The sequence below is a fragment of the Kitasatospora sp. NPDC058184 genome (assembly GCF_042883725.1).
Taxonomy (GTDB): domain Bacteria; phylum Actinomycetota; class Actinomycetes; order Streptomycetales; family Streptomycetaceae; genus Kitasatospora.
The window spans coordinates 237,773-257,875 of record NZ_JBHVVE010000012.1; the positions used below are offsets into that span (position 1 = coordinate 237,773).

Genomic DNA, 20,103 nt, shown 5'->3' on the forward strand with positions numbered 1-20,103 from the left:
GTCGCGGAGGCGCTGGAGTCCCGCGGGGCAACCGTGGCCCGTACTGCGGTGGATGCCGTGGGTGAGGCGGTGGCCGCGTGCTCCGACCTGAGCGGAGTGCTGTCGCTGCTGGCGCTGGACGAGTCGCCGGAGGAGGCGTTCCCGTGGGTGTCGCGTGGTGGTGCTGACACGCTCGCGCTGATCCGGACGCTCGATCGTGCCGGGGTTGTGGCCCCGCTGTGGGTGGTCACGCAGGGTGCGGTGGGTGCGGTCGCGGGTGATGCGGTGCGGCCGGTCCAGGCGCAGGTGTGGGGTCTGGGTGCCGTGGCGGGGCTGGAGTTGGCGGGCCGCTGGGGCGGGCTGATCGACCTTCCGGCTTCCGTGGACGCACGTACGGGTGCGCGGCTGGTGTCGGTTCTCGCGGGTGTCGAGGACCAGGTCGCGGTGCGTGCGGGCGGTGTGCTGGCGCGGCGGTTGGTGCGTGCCGGTCGTCCGAACGTGCGCGAGGCGTGGTCGCCGCGTGGCTCGGTCCTGGTGACGGGTGGCACGAGCGGCGTGGGTGCGATCACCGCCCAGTGGGTGGCGGATCGTGGCGCCTCGCGGGTCGTCCTGACGTCCCGTTCGGGCCCGGGTGCCGCCGGTGTGGCGGAGCTGGCGGCGTCGATCGCGGCTCGCGGTGCGGCAGTCGACGTGGTGGCGTGTGACATCGCCGACCGTGCTTCTGTGGCGGAGGTCCTGGACCGTATCGATGCGGCGGGCCCGGTGTTGTCGTCGGTGGTCCACTCGGCGGGTGTCGGTGACCGTAGGCCGGTCGAGGAGATCGAGCCTTCGGACCTGTCATGGCTGCTGTCGGCGAAGGTCGGCGGTGCCATGGTGCTGGACGAGTTGACGGCGGGCCGGGATCTCGACGCGTTCGTGCTGTTCTCGTCGGGCGCGGGTGTCTGGGGCAGCGGCGGCCTGGGCGGCTACGCGGCGGCGAACGCGCACCTGGACGCGTTGGTGGAGGACCGTCGTTCCCGGGGCCTGGTGGCCTCGTCGGTCGCGTGGGGCCTGTGGGCCGGCATCGGGATGGCCGCGAGCTCCGGCGGTGAGCGGTTGCGCGAGTTCGGCATGGAGGGCATCGACGGACGTCGGGGCATGCTGGCGCTGGGCCAGGTCCTGGACGCGGGCGAGGGTGCGATGGTGGTGGCCGGCTTCGACTGGCCGCAGTTCGTGCCGACCTACACCCTGCACCGGCCGAGCCGTCTGCTGGCGGACCTGCCCGAGGTCCGCGCGGTCCTGGCCGCCGAGGCCGCCGTCGAGTCCGCCGTCGAGGAAGTCGGCGAGTGGGCAAGCCGGTTGGCCGGGATGCCGGTCGCGGAGCAGCGCCAGGTCCTGACCGACCTGGTGCGCGGTCACGCGGCGGCCGTCCTCGGCCACGAGTCGGCGGACGACGTGCTGCCGCAGCGGGCCTTCAAGGAGCTGGGCTTCGACTCCGTCGGAGCGGTCGAGCTGCGGAACCGCCTGTCGAAGGTGCTCGGTGTCCGGCTCGTCTCCACGATGGTCTTCGACCACCCGAACGCCGCCGCCGTCGCGGACTACGTACGCGGCGAACTCGTCGGCGCGGACGAGCAGACGGTCCAGCGGGACGGCGCGGTCCAGGTCGTGGCCGCGGCGATCGGCGAGCCGATCGCGATCGTCGGCATGGGATGCCGGTACCCGGGCGGGGCGGTCGGCCCCGAGCAGTTCTGGAGCATGGTGGCCTCCGGCACCGACACCATCGGCGGCTTCCCGACCGACCGTGGGTGGGACGCCTACGAGGAGGAGTTCGGCAAGGGCCAGGAGTACCGGCGACAGGGCGGATTCGTCCATGACGCGGCTGAGTTCGACGCCGGGTTCTTCGGGATCAGCCCGCGCGAGGCGCTGGCGATGGACCCGCAGCAGCGGTTGCTGCTGGAGACCTCCTGGGAGGCGATCGAGCACGGCGGGATCGACCCGAAGTCGCTGCACGGCTCGGCGACCGGCGTCTTCGTCGGCGCCAACTTCTCGGGGTACAGCTCGGTCCTGCCCGTCGAGGACACCAGCCTGGACGGCTACCGGCTGATCGGGAACGTGACCGCTGTCCACTCCGGCCGGATCTCGTACTGCCTGGGCCTGACCGGCCCTGCTCTGACGGTGGACACGGCGTGCTCGTCCTCGCTGGTGGCGATGCACCAGGCGGTGCAGGCGCTGCGGGCCGGCGAGTGCTCGATGGCGCTGGCCGGCGGCGTGGCGGTGATGGTCTCCCCGGCCGCCTTCATGGAGTTCGCCCAGCAGGGCGGCATGGCCTCCAGCGGCCGGTCGAAGGCGTTCTCGGACGAGGCCGACGGCATCGGCTGGGGCGAGGGCGCGGGCATGGTGCTGCTGGAGCGCCTGTCCGATGCCCGCCGCAACGGGCACCAGGTGCTGGCGGTGATCCGTGGCAGTGCGGCGAACCAGGACGGTGCGTCGAACGGTCTGGCGGCGCCGAACGGTCCCTCGCAGCGGCGGGTGATCCGTGCGGCGCTGGCCAACGCGCAGCTGTCGGCGGCGGACGTGGACGTGGTCGAGGCGCACGGCACCGGCACGACGCTCGGTGACCCGATCGAGGCGCAGGCGCTGCTGGCCACCTATGGGCAGGCCGAGGACCGCGCCGCCGACCGGCCGCTCTGGCTGGGGTCGGTGAAGTCCAACATCGGGCACTCGCAGTGCGCGGCCGGTGTGGCCGGTGTGATCAAGATGGTGATGGCGCTGCGGCACGAGGTGCTGCCGAAGACGCTGCACGCGGACGAGCCGTCCTCGCACGTGGACTGGGAGACGGGCAACGTCCGTCTGCTCCAGGAGGCGGTGGAGTGGCCGGCGGGTGGGCGCCCGCGCCGGGCGGGTGTGTCGGCGTTCGGTGTGAGTGGTACGAACGTCCACCTGATCGTCGAGGAAGCACCGGTCGCGGCGGTCGAGGCCGAGCGCCCGGCGGAGCAGCCGGCGCCGGAGGTCCTCGGGACCGCGCCTTCGGTGTGGACGGTGTCGGGCCAGAGCGTCGCGGCGCTGGCCGGTCAGGCCGGTCGGCTGCGTGAACACGTGCTGGCGCGGCCGGAGTTGTCGGTCGGCGATGTGGCGTGGTCGCTGGCGACGACGCGTGCGGCGCTGGAGCACCGGGCGGTCGTGCTCGGTGGCGAGCGGAGTGAGCTCGCGGCGGGTCTCGTGGCGGTGGCCACGGGGCAGCCGGCGTCCGGTGTGGTGACCGGTTCGGTGGCTCCTGGCGGTGTGGGGCGGACGGTGTTCGTCTTCCCCGGTCAGGGGAGCCAGTGGGTCGGCATGGGGCGCGAGTTGGCGGAGGCCTCGCCGGTCTTCGCCGCGAAGTTGGCGGAGTGCGCCGAGGCTCTCGCGCCGTATGTGGACTGGCAGTTGGACGATGTTCTGGCGGGCCGGCACGGCTTTGAGGCCGCTGACGTCGTGCAGCCGGCGCTGTGGGCGGTGATGGTCTCGCTCGCTGCGGTGTGGGAGGCGGCCGGTGTCGCTCCCGATGCCGTGGTCGGTCACTCGCAGGGCGAGATTGCCGCCGCCGCTGTGGCCGGGATTCTCTCCCTCGACGATGCCGCGAAGGTCGTCGCTCTGCGGAGCAAGACCCTGAAGGCCCTTGCTGGTCGTGGTGGGATGCTGTCGATTGCCGAGCCAGTGGCGGGTGTCCGCGCGCGGATCGCTTCGTACGGTTCCCGGTTGTCGGTGGCGGCGGTGAACGGCCCGTCGGCGACGGTCGTCTCCGGTGACGCCGACGCGCTGCGTGAACTCGCCGAGGCGTGCGGGGATTCGCCGCGTGCCCGGATGATCCCGGTGGACTACGCCTCGCACAGCGCCCACGTGGACGAGCTGCGCGAGGAGATCCTCTCGGTTCTCCAGGGCATCACGCCGACCGACGCCCGCATCCCCATGGTGTCCGCGCTGACGGGCGCATGGTTGTCGGGCCCGGAGATGGACCCCGACTACTGGTACGCCTCGCTCCGCGAGACCGTCGAGTTCGAGCGGGCGGTCCGGATCCTGGGCGCCTCCGGGCACGGGGTGTTCGTGGAGGTGTCCCCGCACGCGGTGCTGACCGGCGCGGTGGGCGACGTGGTCGAGGACGTCGACGGTTCGGTGGTGGTCGGCACCCTGCGCCGCGAGGACGGCGGCGCCGGGCGCCTGCTGTCGTCCTTCGCCGAGGCCTACGTCCAGGGCGCTCCGGTGGACTGGGCGACGGTGCTCGGTGGTGGTGAGAGCGTCGGCCTGCCGACGTACGCCTTCCAGCGCCAGCGGTTCTGGCCGGAGCCGCGCACCCCGCAGCGGGCCAGGGCGTCGGTGGACGACTGGCGCTACCGGATCACCTGGCAGCCGGCGACCGGGAGCGGCCCGGCGGTCCTGTCCGGTACCTGGCTGCTGGTCGGGGACGCGGCGGACGCCGGTGTGATGGCCGAGGCGCTGGCGAGTTGTGGCGCCGAGGTCGTGCGGACGACGTTGGCGGGCCTCGACGAGGCCGTCGCCGGTGCGGATGTCCAGGGCGTGGTGTCGCTGCTGGCCCTGGACGAGTCGCTGGACGCCGAGTTCGGGTGGGTCCCGCGCGGCAGTGCCGACACCCTCGACCTGGTGCAGGCGCTGGGCCGGGCCGGGGTCACCGCTCCGCTGTGGGTGCTGACCCGCGGCGCGGTGCAGGCCGTAGCCGGCGAGGTGACGACCAACCCGATCCAGACGCAGGTCTGGGGTCTGGGTCGGGCCGTCGGCCTGGAGCACGCGGACCGTTGGGGCGGTCTGGTCGACCTGCCGCCGGTGGTGGACGCCGATGCCGCGGCCCGGCTGGTCGGCGTGTTCGCCGATGGCAGTGAGGACCAGGTCGCGGTGCGGCCGTCGGGTGTCCTCCTGCGCCGCCTGGTGCGGGCGGAGGCCCGCCGTGTGGAGTCGGCGGGCTGGTCGCCGCGCGGCACCGTCCTGCTGACCGGCGGCACCGGCTCGATCGGCGTCTGCATCGGCCCCTGGCTTGCCGAGCACCGCGCGCCGAGGGTGGTTCTGACCTCCCGGTCCGGCCCGTCGGCGCACGGTGTGGCGGCGCTGGCCGCCGCCGTGGCGAACGGCGGATCGGCTGTCGAGGTCGTCAGCTGCGACTTGACGGAGCGTGCGCAGGTTGCGGCGATGGTGGCGTGGATCGAGGACTCCGGTCCCGGCCTGTCGACCGTCCTGCACTCGGCGAACACCCCGTACCTCTCGCGGGTCGAGCACACGGATCACGAAGGCCTGGCGGCGGCACTGGGCGCGAAGGCGGCCGGCGCCACCTACCTGGACGAGGCGACGGCGGACCTGGGCATCGACGAGTTCGTGATGTTCTCGTCGATCTCGGCGACCTGGGGCAGCAACGACCACGCCGCGTACGCCGCCGGGAACTCCTTCCTGGACGGGCTCGCGGAGGACCGGCGCGGCCGGGGCCTGCCGGGTACCTCGATCGCGTGGGGTGTGTGGAACACCCGCGACTGGGACGCCGTGGACGCGGTGATGGACCAGGCGCCGGGCCGGGTGACCCCGCACCGGCTGCTGCGGCAGGGCATGAACTTCCTCGACACCCAGCGAGCGCTGACCGCGCTGGGTGAGGTCCTGGCCGACGACGAGACGTTCATCGCGGTCGCGGACGTGGAGTGGGAGAAGTTCGCGCCGGTGTTCACGGCCGCGCGGCCTCGCCCGCTGCTGGACACCATTCCGGAGGCGCAGGAGGACACCGCCCCCGGCCGTCCGGTCGACGACCAGCGCAGCGAGTTCGCCGCGCGCCTGACGGGTCTGTCGGTGGCCGAGCGGCGCCGGACCGTCGTGGAGCTGGTGCGGACACAGGCGGCCGCGGTGCTGGGCCACGAGTCGGCGGACGAGATCGTCGCCAGCCGGGCGTTCCGGGAGCTGGGCTTCGACTCGCTGACCGCCGTGGACTTGCGCAACCGCCTGAACGCGGCCGTGGGCGTCCGGCTGCCGTCCACGGTGATCTTCGACCACCCGAGCGCGTCCGCGCTGGCGGACGAGATCCTGGCCGCGCTGTTCGGGAGCGTCTCGGAGGAGACCGCCCCGGTGGTGGTGCAACCGGCCTCGACCGATCCGATCGCGATCGTCGGCATGGCCTGCCGCTACCCCGGTGGCGTCCGGACGCCCGAGGAGCTGTGGGACCTCCTGGCAGCGGGCGGCGACGCGATCAGCGGCTTCCCGGCCGACCGCGGCTGGGACGTCGACGGCCTGTTCGACCCGGACCCGGACGCCGAGGGCTCGACCTATGTGATCGAGGGCGGATTCCTCGGCGGCGCCGGGGAGTTCGACGCCGGCTTCTTCGGGATCAGCCCGCGTGAGGCGATGGCGATGGACCCGCAGCAGCGGCTGCTGCTGGAGACCTCCTGGGAGGCCGTCGAGCGGGCCGGCATCGACCCGAAGTCGCTGCACGGCTCCGCGACCGGCGTGTTCATCGGCGCGGCCGCCTCCGGCTACATCGGGGTGCTGGGCGACGAAGCGGAGGCCCAGGCGCACCTGATCACCGGGAACGCGCTGAGCGTCCTCTCCGGCCGGGTGTCGTACACGCTGGGCCTGAACGGGCCCGCGGTGACCGTCGACACGGCGTGCTCCTCCTCGCTGGTGGCGATGCACCAGGCGGTGCAGGCGCTGCGGTCGGGCGAGTGCACGGTGGCGCTGGCCGGCGGTGTGACGGTGATGGCCGACCCGGGCGAGTTCGTGAGCTTCTCGCGGCTGCGCGCGCTGTCGGCCGACGGCCGCTGCAAGGCCTTCGGTGAGGGCGCCGACGGCATGGGCATGGGCGAGGGCGTCGGAATGCTGGTACTGGAGCGGCTGTCGGACGCCCGCCGCAACGGGCACCGGGTGCTCGGTGTGGTGCGCGGCAGCGCGATCAACCAGGACGGTGCGTCGAACGGTCTCACGGCGCCGAACGGCCCGGCCCAACGGCGGGTCATCCGGGCGGCGTTGGCGAGTGCGCAGCTGTCGGCCGCGGACGTGGACGTGGTCGAGGCGCACGGGACGGGTACGGAGCTGGGCGACCCGATCGAGGCGGGTGCGCTGCTGGCGACCTATGGCCAGGAGCGGTTCGAGGACCGGCCGTTGTGGCTGGGGTCGGTGAAGTCCAACATCGGGCACGCCCAGCAGGCCGCGGGCGTGGCCGGTGTGATCAAGATGGTGCTGGCCCTGCAAGCCGGTGTGCTGCCGAAGACGCTGCACGCGGATGAGCCGTCCTCGCACGTGGATTGGGAGACGGGCAACGTCCGGCTGCTGCAGGACGAGGTGGCGTGGCCGGCGGGCGAGCGGCCGCGTCGGGCGGGTGTCTCGGCGTTCGGCATCAGCGGCACCAACGCGCACGTGATCATCGAAGAGGCGCCGGCCGAGGCGGAGACGCCCGTCGACAGTGACGGCGGGAGCGTGGTGCCGGTGCTGTCGGGCGGTGTCCCGGCGTGGGTGCTGTCCGGACGGGACACCGAGGCGCTGGCCGGTCAGGCGGGTCGACTGCGTGAACACGTGCTGGCACGGCCGGAGTTGTCGGTCGGCGATGTGGCGTGGTCGCTCGCGACGACGCGTGCGGCGCTGGAGCACCGGGCCGTCGTGCTCGGCGGGGAGCGGGGCGAGTTCGCGGAGCGTCTGGCGGCGGTGGCCACGGGGCAGCCGGCGGCGGGCGTGGTGACCGGTTCGGTGGCTCCCGGTGGGGTGGGGCGGACGGTGTTCGTCTTCCCGGGGCAGGGGAGCCAGTGGGTCGGCATGGGGCGTGAGCTGGCCGCTTCGTCGCCGGTGTTCGCGGCGAAGCTGGCGGAGTGTGCTGCGGCTCTCACGCCGTACGTGGACTGGCAGTTGGATGACGTTCTGGCGGGCCGGCACGGTTTCGAGGCCGCTGACGTGGTGCAGCCGGCGCTGTGGGCCGTGATGGTGTCGCTGGCCGCTGTGTGGGAGGCGGCGGGTGTCGCTCCCGATGCCGTGGTCGGTCACTCGCAGGGCGAGATTGCGGCTGCCGCTGTGGCCGGGATCCTGTCGCTGGAGGACGCGGCGAAGGTCGTGGCTCTGCGGAGCAAGACTCTGAAGGCCCTTGCTGGTCGCGGTGGGATGCTGTCGATCGCGGAGCCGGTGGAGGGTGTTCGGGCCCGGATCGCTCCGTACGGTTCCCGTCTGTCGGTTGCGGCGGTGAACGGTCCTTCGGCGACGGTCGTCTCCGGTGACGCGGACGCGCTGCGTGAACTGGCTGACTCCTGTGGGGATTCGCCGCGCGCTCGGATGATCCCGGTGGACTACGCGTCCCACAGCGCGCACGTGGACGAGCTGCGCGAGGAGATCCTCTCGGCTCTCCAGGGCATCGCGCCGACCGAGGCCCGCATCCCCATGGTCTCGGCGCTGACCGGCGAGTGGCTCGCGGGCTCCGAGTTGGACCCGGCGTACTGGTACGCGTCGCTGCGGGAGACCGTCGAGTTCGAGCGGGCGGTTCGTCTGCTGGGTGAGTCCGGGCACGGTGTCTTCCTGGAGGTGTCGCCGCATCCGGTGCTGACGCCGGCGATCGGTGACGCCCTGGAGGCGCTGTCCCCGGTCGTCGCGGGCACGCTGCGACGGGAGGAAGGCGGCGCCCAGCGTCTGCTGACCTCGTTCGCCGAGGTGTACGCGCAGGGTCTCCCGGTCGACTGGGCCGCCGTACTCGGCCGCGGTTCGACGGTGGACCTGCCCACCTACGCCTTCCGGCACCGCCACTACTGGCCGGAGGCGGACCGCAAGCGCGCGGACGTCACGGTGGCCACCGGTGCGGAGGCGGGTTTCTGGAGCGCCGTGGAGAGTGGTGATGTCACGGCTCTCGCCGATCTGCTCGGGGTGGACCCGGCGGATGCCGCGCTGGGTGCGCTGACCGACTGGCGGCGCCGTGAGCGGGCCGGCTCGGCGGTCGCGGACTGGCGGTACCGGGTGTCGTGGGCGCCGGTGAGCGAGTCCGGCGGGGTGCTGACCGGGACCTGGCTGCTGGTCGGGGACGGCACCGACGCGGCTGCGGTCGCGGAGGCGCTGGACCTTCCGGGTGCGCGGGTCGTCCGCTCGACTCCGGACGGTGTCGCCGCTGCGGTGGCCGCGCACTCCGACCTGCGGGGTGTGGTCTCGCTGCTGGCCCTGGAGGAGACGCCGGAGGAAGCGTTCCCGCTGGTTCCGGGCGGTCTGGCCGCGACGGTCGCACTGGTTCAGGAGCTTGGCCGGCTCGGTGTGTCCGCCCCGCTGTGGGTGGTCACGCGGGGTGCGGTGGGTGCGGTCGCGGGTGATGCGGTGCGGCCGGTGCAGGCGCAGGTCTGGGGTCTGGGAGCCGTGGCGGCACTGGAGTTGGCGGGCCGCTGGGGCGGGCTGATCGACTTGCCGGCCGCCGTGGACGCCCGCGTCGGTGCGCGGCTGGCGTCCGTCCTGGTCGGGGATGAGGACCAGGTCGCGGTGCGTGCGGGCGGTGTGCTGGCGCGGCGGTTGGTGCGTGCCGGCCGTCCGGTCGTCCGCGAGGCGTGGTCGCCGCGCGGTTCGGTCCTGGTGACGGGTGGCACGAGCGGCGTCGGTGCGATCACCGCCCAGTGGGTGGCGGATCGTGGTGCCTCGCGGGTCGTGCTGACGTCCCGTTCGGGTCCGGGTGCCGCCGGTGTGGCGGAGTTGGCGGCCTCGATCGCGGCTCGCGGTGCGGCAGTCGACGTGGTGGCGTGTGACATCGCCGACCGTGCTTCCGTGGCGGAGGTCCTGGACCGTATCGATGCGGCGGGCCCGGTGTTGTCGTCGGTGGTCCATTCGGCGGGTGTCGGTGACCGTAGGCCGGTCGAGGAGATCGAGCCTTCGGACCTGTCCTGGCTGCTGTCGGCGAAGGTCGGCGGTGCTGTGGTGCTGGACGAGTTGACGGCGGGTCGGGATCTGGACGCGTTCGTGCTGTTCTCGTCGGGCGCGGGTGTGTGGGGCAGCGGTGGCCTGAGCGGTTACGCGGCGGCGAACGCGCACCTGGACGCGTTGGTCGAGGATCGCCGTTCCCGTGGTCTGGTGGCTTCTTCGGTCGCGTGGGGCCTGTGGGCGGGCGTCGGGATGGCCGCGAGCTCTGGTGGTGAGCGGTTGCGCGAGTTCGGTATGGAGGGCATCGACGGGCGCCGGGGCATGCTGGCGCTGGGCCAGGTCCTGGACGCCGGTGAGGGTGCGATGGTGGTGGCCGGCTTCGACTGGCCGCAGTTCGTGCCGACCTACACCCTGCACCGGGCCAGCCGTCTGCTGACGGACCTCCCCGAGGTTCGGGAGGTGCTGGCCGCCGAGGCCGGCACCACCACGACCGAGGAAGTCAGCGAGTGGGCGGGCCGGTTGGCCGGAATGCCGGTCGCTGAGCAGCGCCAGGTCCTGACCGACCTGGTCCGGGGCCACGCGGCCGCGGTCCTCGGCTACGACTCGGCAGACGACGTGCTGCCGCAACGCGCCTTCAAGGAGCTGGGCTTCGACTCCGTCGGAGCGGTCGAGCTGCGGAACCGCCTCTCGAAGGCGCTCGGTATCCGGCTGGCTTCCACGATGGTCTTCGACCACCCGAACGCCACCGCCCTCGCGGAGCAGATCCTGCGCGAGTTCATGCCGGAGCAGGCCGCTCCGGAGGGTGACGCGGACGAGCTGGCCCTCAGGGAGGCCATCTCGGCGATCCCGCTGGCCCGCATCCGGCAGGCCGGCCTGCTGGACCTGCTGCTGCAACTCGCCGACCCGGCCCAGGACAACGGCGCGGACAGTCGAACGGACACGGAGTCCATCGACGGCATGGACGCCGAAGACCTCATTCGCATAGCCCTCGATGGCAAAGACTCCTGACGCCCTCGTTGATTCGGAGCACATGATCATGGAAACGACCAACGACAGGCTCGTCGAAGCACTTCGCACCTCCCTCAAGGAAGCCGAGCGGCTCCGGCAGCAGAACAGCGCGCTCCTTGCGGCGTCGAGCGAGCCGATCGCGATCGTGGGTGCGGGCTGCCGGTTCCCGGGCGGTGTGACGGGTCCCGAGGAGTTCTGGGACCTGGTGGCCGGCGGTGTCGACGCGGTGGGCGCCTTCCCCGCCGATCGCGGCTGGGAGGCCTTCGAGGAGGCGTTCGGCCGAGGGCAGACGTACCGGCGACAGGGCGGATTCGTCTACGACGCGACCGAGTTCGACGCGGGGTTCTTCGGGATCAGCCCGCGCGAGGCGCTGGCCATGGATCCGCAGCAGCGGCTGCTGCTGGAGACCTCCTGGGAGGCGATCGAGCACGGCGGGATCGACCCGAAGTCGCTGCACGGGTCGATGACCGGTGTGTTCATCGGAGCGAACACGTCGGGGTACAGCTCGGTGCTGCCCGTCGAGGACGAGAGCCTGGACGGCTACCGGCTGATCGGCGCGGTGTCGGCGGTCGCCTCGGGCCGGATCTCGTACTGCCTGGGTCTGACCGGTCCGGCGGTGACGGTGGACACGGCGTGCTCGTCGTCGCTGGTGGCGATGCACCAGGCGATCCTGGCGCTGCGGGCCGGCGAGTGCTCGATGGCGCTGGCCGGTGGCGTGGCGGTGATGGTGTCGCCGGGTGCGTTCATGGAGTTCGGGCGTCAGGGCGGTATGGCGTCCAGTGGCCGGTCGAAGGCGTTCTCGGAGGAGGCCGACGGGATCGGCTGGGGTGAGGGTGCGGGCATGGTGCTGCTGGAGCGCCTGTCGGACGCCCGGCGCAACGGGCACCAGGTGCTGGCGGTGATCCGTGGGAGCGCGGCCAACCAGGACGGCGCGTCGAACGGTCTGGCGGCGCCGAACGGGCCTTCGCAGCGGCGGGTGATCCGTGCGGCGCTGGCGAACGCGCAGCTGTCGGCGGCGGACGTGGACGTGGTCGAGGCGCACGGGACGGGCACGACGCTGGGCGACCCGATCGAGGCGCAGGCGCTGCTGGCCACCTACGGGCAGGCCGAGGACCGCGCCGCCGACCGGCCGCTCTGGCTGGGGTCGGTGAAGTCCAACATCGGGCACTCGCAGTGCGCGGCCGGTGTGGCCGGTGTGATCAAGATGGTGATGGCGCTGCGGCACGAGGTGCTGCCGAGGACGCTGTTCGCCGAGGAGCCGTCCTCGCACGTGGACTGGACGTCCGGGAACGTGCGGCTGCTCCAGGAACCGGTGGCGTGGCCGGCGGGCGAGCGGCCGCGTCGGGCGGGTGTGTCGGCGTTCGGTGTGAGCGGGACGAACGTCCACCTGATCGTGGAGGAGGCCCCGGCGGCCGTCGAACCCGAGGCGCGGGAGGCCCGGGTGCTTCCGGTGTTCGCCGGTGGGGCGTCGGCCTGGCCGGTCTCCGGTCAGAGCGCTGCGGCGCTCGCCGGTCAGGCGGGCCGACTGCGTGAACACGTCGCGGAGCGGCCGGAGTTGTCGGTTGGCGATGTCGCGTGGTCGCTCGCGATGACGCGTGCGGCGCTGGAGCGCCGGGCCGTCGTGCTCGGCGCGGACCGGGATGAACTGGCGGCGGGGCTGACGGCCGTCGCCACCGGGCAGCCGGCGGCGGGCGTGGTCACGGGGTCGGTGGCGGCCGCCGGGGTGGGGCGGACGGTGTTCGTCTTCCCGGGGCAGGGCAGCCAGTGGGTCGGGATGGGGCGCGAGTTGGCCGAGTCGTCCCCGGTGTTCGCGGCCAAGCTGGCGGAGTGCGCCGAGGCTCTCGCGCCGTACGTGGACTGGCAGTTGGACGACGTTCTGGCGGGCCGGCACGGCTTCGAGGCCGCCGATGTGGTGCAGCCGGCGCTGTGGGCCGTGATGGTCTCGCTCGCCGCCGTCTGGGAGGCGGCGGGCGTCGCACCGGACGCTGTGGTCGGTCACTCGCAGGGTGAGATCGCGGCGGCCGCTGTCGCCGGGATTCTCTCCCTGGACGACGCTGCCAAGGTTGTCGCTCTGCGGAGCAAGACCCTGAAGGCGCTGGCTGGTCGTGGCGGGATGCTGTCGATCGCCGAGCCGGTGGAGGGCGTCCGGGCGAGGATCGCTCCGTACGGTTCCCGCCTGTCGGTTGCGGCGGTGAATGGTCCGTCGGCGACGGTGGTTTCCGGTGACGCGGACGCGCTGCGTGAACTGGCGGACGCCTGTGGGGATTCGCCACGTGCCCGGATGATTCCGGTGGACTACGCGTCCCACAGCGCCCACGTGGACGAGCTGCGCGAGGAGATCCTCTCGGTTCTCCAGGGCATCGCTCCGACCGAGGCCCGGATCCCGATGGTGTCGGCGCTGACCGGCGCGTGGCTGTCGGGCCCCGAGCTGGATCCGGCGTACTGGTACGCGTCCCTCCGGGAGACCGTCGAGTTCGACCGTGCCGTGCGGATTCTCGGCGACGCGGGCCACGGAGTGTTCCTGGAGGTCTCCCCGCACCCGGTGCTGACCCCGGCGATCGCCGACAGCCTGGAGGACCGCTCCCCGGTGGTCGCAGGCACCCTGCGCCGCGACGAGGGCGGTGCTCAGCGCCTGCTGACCTCGCTCGCCGAGGCGTACACGGGCGGCGCCCCCGTCGACTGGGCGTCGGTGCTCGGCGGCGGCACGGCGGTCGAGCTGCCGACCTACGCGTTCCAGCGGCGCCGCTACTGGCCCGAGGCCCCGGTGCTGGAGCGTACGAAGCTGTCGGTGGACGACTGGCGCTACCGCATCACCTGGCAGCCGGCCGCCGCGAGCGGCCCGGCGGACCTGTCCGGCACCTGGCTGGTCGTCGGCGACGGCCCCGACGCGGCGACGGTCGCCGAGGCGTTGGCCGGTCAGGGTGCCGAGGTCGTGACGGCCGTTGGCCCGGAGCAGCTTGGCGCGGTGCCGGCCGAGGGCGTGGCCGGTGTGGTGTCGCTGCTGGCCCTGGACGAGACGCCGCTCGCCGAGCACCCGTTGGTTCAGCGCGGGCTGGCGGAGACCGTCGAGCTGGTGCAGGCGTTGGGCCGGGCCGGGGTCACGGCTCCGCTGTGGGTGCTGACCCGCGGCGCGGTGGCCGTCGGCCCGGACGAGGTGACGACGAGCCCGGTGCAGACCCAGGTCTGGGGTCTCGGCCGTACGGTCGGTCTGGAGCACGCGGACCGTTGGGGCGGTCTGGTCGACCTGCCGCCGGTGGTGGACGCCGATGCGGCCGCTCGTCTGGTCGGCGTCTTCGCCGATGGCAGTGAGGACCAGGTCGCGGTGCGGCCGTCCGGGGTGTTCCTGCGCCGGCTGGTGCGGGCGGAGGCCCGGCGCGTGGAGTCGGAGGACTGGTCGCCGCGCGGCACCGTCCTGCTGACCGGCGGCTCGGGTGCGATCGGCGTCGTCCTCGGTCCGTGGCTTGCCGAGCACCGTGCGCCGAGGGTGGTTCTGACCTCCCGGTCCGGCCCGTCGGCGCCCGGGGTGGCGGCGCTCGCGGCCACGCTGGCGCAGGCTGGTTCGGCCGTCGAGGTCGTGTCGTGCGACCTGTCGGTGCGCGAGCAGGTGACCGGCATGGTGACGTGGATCGAGGCCTCCGGCCCCGGCCTGTCCACCGTCCTGCACTCGGCGAACACCCCGTTCCTCGCACGGCTGGAGGACACCGACCGCGACGGGCTCGCCCTGGCGGTCGGTGCGAAGGCGGCCGGCGCCGTCCACCTGGACGAGGCGACGGCCGACCTGGACATCGACGAGTTCGTGATGTTCTCCTCGATCTCCGCCACGTGGGGCAGCAACGACCACGCAGCGTACGCGGCCGGCAACTCCTTCCTGGACGGCCTCGCCGAGGACCGTCGCGCCCGTGGCCTGCCCGGGACCTCGATCGCCTGGGGTGTCTGGAACACCCGCGACTGGGACGCCGTGGACGCGGCGATGGACCAGGCTCCCGGTCGCGTCACCCCGCACCGCCTCCTGCGGCAGGGCATGAACTTCCTCGACACCCAGCGGGCGCTGACCGCGCTCGCCGAGGTCCTCGCGGACGACGAGACCTTCATCGCCCTCGCGGACGTCGAGTGGGAGAAGTTCGCGCCGGTCTTCACGGCCGCCCGCCCGCGCCCGCTGCTGGACACCATCCCCGAGGCCCAGGAGGACACCGCCCCTCGTACGGTCGACGAGCAGCGCGGCGAGTTCGCCGCGCGCCTGGCGGGCCTGTCGGTGGCCGAGCGGCGCCGGACCGTCGTGGAACTGGTCCGGGCCCAGGCCGCCGCGGTGCTGGGGCACGACTCCGTGGACGAGATCGTGGCCAGCCGGGCGTTCCGGGAGCTGGGCTTCGACTCGCTGACCGCCGTCGAGCTCCGCAACCGTCTCAACGCGGCCGTGGGCGTCCGGCTGCCGTCCACGGTGATCTTCGACCACCCGAGCGCCTCGGCGCTGGCCGACGAGATCCTGGCCGCGCTGTTCGGCACGGACGCGGACGAGGGCCAGACCGTGACGGCGGCGGCGGTGTCGACCGACCCGATCGCTATCGTCGGCATGGCCTGCCGTTACCCGGGCGGTGTCCGGACGCCCGAGGAGCTGTGGGACCTCCTGGCGGCGGGCGGGGACGCGATCGGCGCCTTCCCGGCCGACCGCGGCTGGGACGTCGACGCGCTCTTCGACCCGGACCCGGACGCCGAGGGCTCGACCTACGTGGTCGAGGGCGGATTCCTCAGCGGGGCAGCGGAGTTCGACGCCGGGTTCTTCGGCATCAGCCCGCGCGAGGCCCTCGCCATGGACCCGCAGCAGCGCCTCCTGCTGGAGACCTCCTGGGAGGCCGTCGAGCGGGCCGGCATCGACCCGAAGTCGCTGCACGGCTCCGCGACCGGAGTCTTCGTCGGCGCGGCTTCCTCCGGCTACATCGGCGCCGCGAGCGGCGAGGCGGGAGCCCAGGCCCACCTGATCACCGGGAACGCGCTGAGCGTGCTCTCCGGCCGGATCTCGTACTCCCTGGGCCTGGTGGGCCCGGCGGTGACGGTCGACACGGCGTGCTCTTCGTCCCTGGTCGCGCTGCACCAGGCGGTGCAGGCGCTGCGGTCTGGCGAGTGCGACGTCGCCCTCGCCGGCGGTGTGACAGTGATGGCCGACCCCGGCGAGTTCGTCGGCTTCTCGCGCCTGCGGGCGCTCGCCTCCGACGGCCGCTGCAAGGCCTTCGGCGAGGGCGCGGACGGCATGGGCATCGGCGAAGGCGCCGGCATGCTCGTGCTGGAGCGGCTCTCCGAGGCGCAGCGCAAGGGCCGTCGGGTCCTGGGCCTGGTGCGCGGCTGCGCGATCAACCAGGACGGCGCGTCGAACGGTCTCACGGCGCCGAACGGTCCTGCTCAACGGCGGGTCATCCGGGCGGCGTTGGCCAACGCCCGGATCTCGGCGGCGGACGTGGACGTGGTCGAGGCGCACGGGACGGGTACGGAGCTGGGTGACCCGATCGAGGCGGGTGCGCTGCTGGCGACCTATGGTCAGGAGCGGTTCGAGGACCGGCCGTTGTGGCTGGGGTCGGTGAAGTCGAACATCGGGCACGCCCAGCAGGCCGCCGGTGTGGCCGGTGTGATCAAGATTGTGCTGGCGCTGCAAGCCGGTGTGCTGCCGAAGACGCTGCACGCCGATGAGCCGTCCTCGCACGTCGATTGGGAGACGGGCAACGTCCGTCTGCTCCAGGAGCAGGTGGAGTGGCCGGCTGGCGAGCGGCCGCGCCGGGCGGGTGTGTCGGCGTTCGGCATCAGCGGCACCAACGCGCACGTGATCATCGAAGAGGCCCCGGCCGCGATCGACGCGAGCGACCCGGCTCCCGCCCCGGCGGTGGAGAGTGGGGTCCAGGCGTGGGTGGTGTCCGGTCGTAGCGCGACCGCGCTGGCCGGTCAGGCCGGTCGGCTGCGTGAACACGTGCTGGCGCGGCCGGAGTTGTCGGTGGGCGACGTCGCGTGGTCGCTGGCGACGACGCGTGCGGCGCTGGAACACCGGGCCGTCGTGCTCGGCGGCGAGCGGAGTGAGCTCGCGGCGGGTCTCGTGGCGGTGGCCACCGAGCAGCCGGCGGCGGGTGTGGTGACCGGGTCGGTGGCGGCCGCTGGTGTGGGGCGGACGGTGTTCGTCTTCCCCGGCCAGGGCAGTCAGTGGGTCGGGATGGGGCGTGAGCTGGTCACGTCGTCGCCGGTGTTCGCGGCGCGGCTGGCGGAGTGTGCTGCGGCCCTGGCGCCTTACGTGGATTGGCAGTTGGACGATGTGCTGGCCGGCATTCACGGCTTTGAGGCCGCCGACGTCGTGCAGCCGGCGCTGTGGGCCGTGATGGTGTCGCTCGCCGCTGTGTGGGAGGCGGCGGGTGTCGCTCCCGATGCGGTGGTGGGTCACTCGCAGGGTGAGATCGCTGCCGCTGCGGTCGCCGGGATCCTGTCGCTGGAGGACGCGGCGAAGGTCGTCGTTCTGCGGAGCAAGACTCTGAAGGCGCTGGCTGGTCGCGGCGGAATGCTGTCGATCGCCGAGCCGGTGGACGGTGTCCGGGCGCGGATCGCCCCGTACGGTTCCCGGTTGTCGGTCGCGGCGGTGAACGGCCCGTCGGCGACGGTGGTGTCCGGTGATGCGGACGCGCTGCGTGAACTGGCGGACTCCTGCGGGGATTCGCCGCGTGCCCGGGTGATTCCGGTGGACTACGCCTCGCACAGCGCCCACGTGGACGAGCTGCGCGAGGAGATCCTCGCTGTTCTCCAGGGCATCGTGCCGACCGAGGCCCGCATCCCCATGGTCTCCGCGCTGACCGGCGAGTGGCTGTCCGGCCCCGAGCTGGACCCTGCCTACTGGTACGCGTCCCTGCGCGAGACCGTGGAGTTCGACCGTGCCGTGCGGATCCTTGGCGACGCGGGCCACGGTGTGTTCCTGGAGGTCTCGCCGCACCCGGTGCTGACCCCGGCGATCGGCGACGCCCTGGAGGACCGTTCCCCGGTCGTCGTGGGCACCCTGCGACGCGACGAGGGCGGCGCGCAGCGGTTGCTGACCTCGCTCGCCGAGGCCTATGTGCGGGGGCTCCCCGTCGACTGGGCCGGGCTCCTGGGCGGTGGTTCGACGGTGGATCTGCCGACGAACGCGTTCCAGCACCGTCACTACTGGCCCGAGGCGGTGGCCGAGGTTGCCGAGGTCTCCGCTGTCGACGCCGAGTTCTGGGCGGCGGTCGAGGGCGGGGACGCCGACGGCCTGGCTGCGGCGTTGAACATCGACGGTGACCGGCTGGGTGAGGTGCTGCCGGCGCTGGCCGACTACCGGCGCCGTGAGCGGGCCGGCTCGGCGGTCGCGGACTGGCGGTACCGGGTGTCGTGGGCGCCGGTGAGCGAGTCCAATGGGGTCCTGGCCGGGACGTGGCTGCTGGTCGGGGACGGCACCGACGCAGGCGTCGTGGCGAAGGCGTTGGCGGATCACGGTGCCGATGTCGTCACTGCGGACCGTCCTGACCGGATCGGTCAGACCGTGGCCGCGTGCTCCGATCTGCGGGGTGTGGTGTCGCTGCTGGCGCTGGACGAGTCGCCGGAGGAGGCGGGTCCGTGGGTGTCGCGTGGTGGTGCTGACACGCTTGCGCTGGTCCAGGAGCTTGGGCGGCTCGGTGTGTCCGCTCCGCTGTGGGTGGTCACGCGGGGTGCGGTGCGGGCGGTCGCGGGTGATGTGGTGCGGCCGGTGCAGGCGCAGCTGTGGGGTCTGGGCGCTGTCGCGGCGCTGGAGTTGGCGGGCCGTTGGGGCGGGCTGATCGACCTTCCGGCTGCCGTAGATGCGCGTACGGGTGCGCGGCTGGCGTCCGTCCTGGTCGGCGATGAGGACCAGGTGGCGGTGCGTGCGGGCGGTGTGGTGGCGCGGCGGTTGGTGCGCGCTGGACGTCCGGTCGTGCGTGAGGCGTGGTCGCCGCGTGGCTCGGTCCTGGTGACGGGTGGCACGAGCGGCGTGGGTGCGATCACTGCCCAGTGGGTGGCGGATCGTGGTGCCTCGCGGGTCGTGCTGACGTCCCGTTCGGGTCCGGGTGCCGCCGGTGTGGCGGAGTTGGCGGCCTCGATCGCGGCTCGCGGTGCGGCAGTTGAGGTGGTGTCGTGTGACGTCGCCGACCGCGCCTCCGTGGCGGAGATCCTGGACCGTATCGACGCGACGGGTCCGGCGCTGTCGTCGGTGGTCCACTCGGCCGGGACGGGCGGGCGGACACCGGTGGAGCAGCTGTCGGTGGCCGAGCTGTCGCGGCTGCTGTCGGCGAAGGTCGGCGGCGCTGTGGTGCTGGACGAGTTGACGGCGGGTCGGGATCTGGACGCGTTCGTGCTGTTCTCGTCGGGTGCGGGTGTCTGGGGCAGCGGCGCTCTGGCTGGCTATGCGGCGGCGAACGCGCATCTGGACGCGTTGGTGGAGGATCGCCGTTCCCGTAGTCTGGTGGCTTCTTCGGTCGCGTGGGGCCTGTGGGCCGGCGTCGGCATGGCGGCCGGTTCGGGTGGCGAGCGGTTGCGTGAGTTCGGTATGGAGGGCATCGACGGGCGTCGGGGCATGCTGGCGCTGGGCCAGGTCCTGGACGCCGGTGAGGGTGCGATGGTGGTGGCCGGCTTCGACTGGCCGCAGTTCGTGCCGACCTACACCCTGCACCGGGCCAGCCGTCTGCTGGCGGACCTTCCCGAGGTCCGTGCGGTCCTGGCCGCCGAGGCCGCCGTCGAGTCCACCACCGAGGAAGTCGGCGCGTGGGCAAGCCGGTTGGCCGGGATGCCGGTCGCTGAGCAGCGCCAGGTCCTGACCGACCTGGTCCGGGGCCACGCGGCCGCGGTCCTCGGCCATGACTCGGCAGACGACGTGCTGCCGCAACGCGCTTTCAAGGAGCTGGGCTTCGACTCCGTCGGAGCCGTCGAGCTGCGGAACCGCCTCTCCAAGGAGGTCGGTGTCAAACTGGCCTCCACGATGGTCTTCGACCACCCGAACGCCACCGCCCTCGCGGACTACGTACGAGGTGAGCTGGTCGGCACCGGCGGAGCGGACGACGGCGATCCGGTGCTGGAGACCCTGGAGCGGCTGGCCGCCGAACTGGACTCCGTCGACGGGGGAGCCGACGCGCGCCAGGACATCACCGAGCGCATGCAGACCCTGCTGTCCCGGTGGATGCGGCGCGGCGCCCCCGGCGCCGGCGCGGAGGACGGTGGCGCCGCCGCCACCCGGCAGACCGTGGCCGGACAGCTCAACGAAGCCTCGGCCGACGAGGTTCTGGACTTCATCAACAAGGAACTGGGGGCGTCGTGATGATC

At 73.0% G+C, this 20,103-nt stretch carries 2 protein-coding genes (1 of these 2 running past the window's edge); both read left to right on the top strand.

The annotated features are described in order from the left end of the window. Positions 1 to 10,791 carry the 3' portion of a type I polyketide synthase gene (locus ACFVXH_RS23530; protein WP_387826884.1) on the top strand. The gene continues 7,506 nt to the left of window position 1, outside the view, so the window shows 10,791 of its 18,297 coding nt (coding positions 7,507–18,297); its start codon lies beyond the left edge, outside the window; the stop codon is at positions 10,789 to 10,791. Between the two features lie 28 nt (positions 10,792 to 10,819). Beyond that, complete coding sequence (locus tag ACFVXH_RS23535; protein WP_387826887.1) at positions 10,820 to 20,098, top strand: type I polyketide synthase; 9,279 nt, start codon at positions 10,820 to 10,822, stop codon at positions 20,096 to 20,098. The last annotated feature ends 5 nt before the right edge of the window (positions 20,099 to 20,103 follow it).